Genomic DNA, 3,057 nt, shown 5'->3' on the forward strand with positions numbered 1-3,057 from the left:
CCCCCGGCGAAGCCGCCGGCTTTCGCGCGTGGCAGGTCGATATGGCCGCCCGATTTCCCCTCGATGAACAGTTTTTCGACGTCCGTGTCTTTCGACTGATGGAGCCTGAGCAACGTATCGTTGTGGCCGTCGAAGACGGGAACGAGATCGGTTTCGGTCATTGGGGGATCATTCGGTTCGTTTGTCGGCGCGGCTAAGATATATCCTATCTACTTAGGCAGGATGCGCCACCCGCGCAAATGCCAAAGCCGCCCCGGTGGGATGGCAGCCGCTTGCCGCGCCGTTTCCAAGCAACGAATCCCTACCGCTTCAGCACGTCGGCCCATTCCTGATGGCGGCGGAACTGAGCGTTGGCGAACGGGCAGAGCGGGATGATCTTCTTGCCCGCCGCACGCGCATCCTCGACGGCGCGGGTGACAAGCCGAAGCCCGGCACCCTGGCCGCGAAAGACGTCCGGCACTTCGGTGTGGTCGATGATGATCTGGTGCTCACCGATCTTGGTGAAAGTCATCTCGGCCTCGGCGCCATCGGGTCCACGCAGGACGTAGCGGCCCTTGGAACCGCGATCCTCAAGTTCGATCTCAGGCAGTTGGTCAGGCATTGCTATGCTCCTTGGGCAGTATCGGCAAAGAACCGCCGTGCCGCCTCGATCTCGTTTGGCCGCACCTCGTGCCCGCCATCGTGCCATTCCACTGTGACATCGGCGCCGTCGGCACGCAAATAGGCCTCGAGCCGCGTGGTCAGGTTCGGTGGGCAGATCGGATCGCGCTTGCCGGCGGTCACCAGGATATGGCGGCCGGCGAGGCTGCCCTTGACCTCAGGTTCGAACGGGATCAGCGGATGCATCAGCACCGACGCGTCGAACAGCGCTGGAACCGCGAACACCACCGAGGCTAGGACATTGGCGCCGTTGGAATAGCCGAGACCCAGCACGGCCGATGGCTTCGCTGCTTCAACATGGGCCTTGACGAAGCCCGCCATCTTGGTCGTCGCCCGCGCCAGGTCGTCCATATCGTAGATGCCCTCGGCGGCGCGGCGAAAGAAGCGCGCGGCACCTTGTTCCGACACATCACCGCGCGGCGAGACGATGGTTGCCTGGGGCGCGAGATCGCGCCCCAGCGACAGAAGCTGATTCTCATCGCCTCCCGTGCCATGGAAGACGAACAGCAATGGACCGCCCGGCGAACCGGGCAGCACCTTGTGGATGTAAGCGTCCTTGCTCATGGTCTCAGCCTTCCAACTTCTGCAGATGCTGCTCGAGATAGGGCCGCAGGTGCTGGTGCTGCGTCGGCAGCTTCAGCGCCTCGCCCAGATGAGCGGTATCCTCGTCGCGATCGAATCCCGGCTCGTTGGTGGCGACTTCGAACAGCACGCCACCCGGTGTGCGGAAATAGATCGCCCAGAAGTAGTCGCGGTCGATCACCGGCGTCACCCCATAGCCGGTGTCCATCAACGCCTTGCGTACTTCCAGCTGCCTGGCGCGGTTCTCGACCGCGAAGGCGACGTGATGGACGGAGCCGGCGCCGAGATCGGCGAAGGCCGTGCTCGGCAGCGATTCGATGTCGATGACATCGGCGCCATTGCCGTTCTTCACCGCCAGCCGCCTGAGATTGCCGGACTTGTCGACTTCCTCATAGCCCATGAACTTCAGCAGCTCTTCCGTGGCGCCGCCATCCTTCAGCCTGAGCGACACGGAATGAAAGCCTCGGATCGCCTCATCCGTGGGAACGCCGCCTTTCGCCCAGGGTGCTCTGCTGTCGCTCTTGCACTCGACCAGCGCGAAGCCGTCACCATCCGGTCCGGCAAAAGCCAGGCGCTTCTCACCGAAGGTTTCTTCGCGCGAGAGGCCGGTGACGCCCTCATCGGCAAAGCGTTTTTCCCAATAGCCAAGCGTGCCTTCCGGCACCGAGTAGACGGTGGTTCCGACTTCCCCGACCCCATGCCGGCCCTTGCCGATGTCGGGGAAGGGGAAATAGGTCATCACCGAACCCGGCGTACCGGCCTCGTCACCGTAGTAAAGATGGTAAACATCGGGCGCGTCGAAATTGACGGTCTTCTTGACCCGGCGCTGACCGAGTTTCCTGGTGAAGAAATCGTTGTTCTGGCGGGCATCCCTGGCCATCGACGTGACGTGATGCAGGCCCTTGATCTGGTCGAGCATTGTCTTGCTCCTTCCCTTGGTACATGTGCGGCCCTCGCCGCTGTCCACGCCAATATGAGGACCAGGGCAGTTTCCGCAAAGGCGGCAAACACAGAATAGACTGTGTCATAAAAGTGAACGATGGAACAAGGTTCGTTCACCAATTGGCTCGCAGGTCAGACTTGCGCCATGGCCAGAATTCGGTTCCATAAACGGCGTTCGACATCCGGGACAAAGGTATCGTGAGTGACTGGAAAAGCCAGGCGGCCTAACATTCTCCTGATCACATGCGACCAGTGGCGCGGCGATTGTCTGTCCGCCGCCGGTCATCCGATCGTGCGAACGCCGAATGCCGACGCTTTGGCCGCGGAGGGCGTGCTGTTCAAGCGGCATTATGGCGGCGCGGCGCCCTGCTCGCCCGCTCGCGCCTGCCTCTATACCGGCCTCTACCAGATGAACAACCGCGTCTGCCGCAATGGCACGCCGCTCGACGCTCGCCACGGCAACATTGCGCTTTCGGCTCGCGCCCTGGGCTATGATCCGACGCTGTTCGGCTACACCGATGTGTCGCTCGATCCGCGCCTGCTGGCGCCAGGCGATCCGCGGCTGCAAAGCTATGAAGGCGTGCTGCCGGGCTTTACGGTGCGCCAGTTGCTGCCCGAGCATCAGAAGCAATGGCTATCCTGGCTGGAACTACAAGGTGTCGACGCCAGCGCCGGATCTCCCGACATCCATCGCCCGGTGGCCGACGGCGCGGTCGGAACCACCGTCGACAACGCGCCGCCCGTCTACTCCGGGCAGCAAACCCCGGCGGCCTTCCTGACCGGCGAATTCGCGCGTTGGCTTGGCGAACAGGAGCACGCCGCGCCGTGGTTCGCGCATCTTTCCTTCATCAGCCCGCACCCGCCCTTCATAGT

4 protein-coding genes and 1 pseudogene are annotated in these 3,057 nt (G+C 62.9%); 1 reads left to right on the forward strand and 4 read right to left on the reverse strand.

Going from position 1 to position 3,057, the window contains the following annotated elements; genetic code table 11:
* The 4 genes and pseudogenes from ENZ74_RS26985 to ENZ74_RS27000 form a co-directional block, all read right to left on the reverse strand.
* Positions 1-161 (reverse strand): annotated as a pseudogene (locus tag ENZ74_RS26985) (membrane dipeptidase); the annotation flags it as partial.
* A 140-nt stretch (positions 162-301) separates the two neighbouring features.
* Positions 302-601, reverse strand: coding sequence for a GNAT family N-acetyltransferase (locus ENZ74_RS26990; protein WP_013529296.1), 300 nt, complete (start codon positions 599-601; stop codon positions 302-304).
* A 2-nt stretch (positions 602-603) separates the two neighbouring features.
* The gene (locus ENZ74_RS26995; RefSeq protein WP_027163149.1) at positions 604-1,224 is read right to left on the reverse strand and encodes an alpha/beta hydrolase; all 621 of its coding nucleotides are present in this window, start codon (positions 1,222-1,224) and stop codon (positions 604-606) included.
* Positions 1,225-1,228: 4 nt separating this feature from the next.
* Entirely contained in the window at positions 1,229-2,161 is a 933-nt protein-coding gene (locus ENZ74_RS27000) for a VOC family protein (RefSeq protein ID WP_024503019.1), read from the reverse strand.
* Between the two features lie 225 nt (positions 2,162-2,386).
* Between ENZ74_RS27000 and ENZ74_RS27005 the strand changes: the two genes are divergently transcribed.
* On the forward strand, positions 2,387-3,057 hold a 671-nt coding region (locus tag ENZ74_RS27005; RefSeq protein ID WP_164761240.1), incomplete at its 3' end, for a sulfatase-like hydrolase/transferase.

The organism is Mesorhizobium sp. M7A.F.Ca.CA.002.15.2.1, from assembly GCF_003998715.1.
GTDB classification, from domain to species: Bacteria; Pseudomonadota; Alphaproteobacteria; order Rhizobiales; family Rhizobiaceae; genus Mesorhizobium; species Mesorhizobium ciceri.

Excerpts from the sequence above, each read along its gene's own strand:
- ENZ74_RS26990 (WP_013529296.1), bottom strand. The coding sequence starts at position 601 with ATGCCTGACCAACTGCCTGAGATCGAACTTGAGGATCGCGGTTCCAAG.
- ENZ74_RS26995 (WP_027163149.1), bottom strand. The coding sequence starts at position 1,224 with ATGAGCAAGGACGCTTACATCCACAAGGTGCTGCCCGGTTCGCCGGGC.
- ENZ74_RS27000 (WP_024503019.1), bottom strand. The coding sequence starts at position 2,161 with ATGCTCGACCAGATCAAGGGCCTGCATCACGTCACGTCGATGGCCAGG.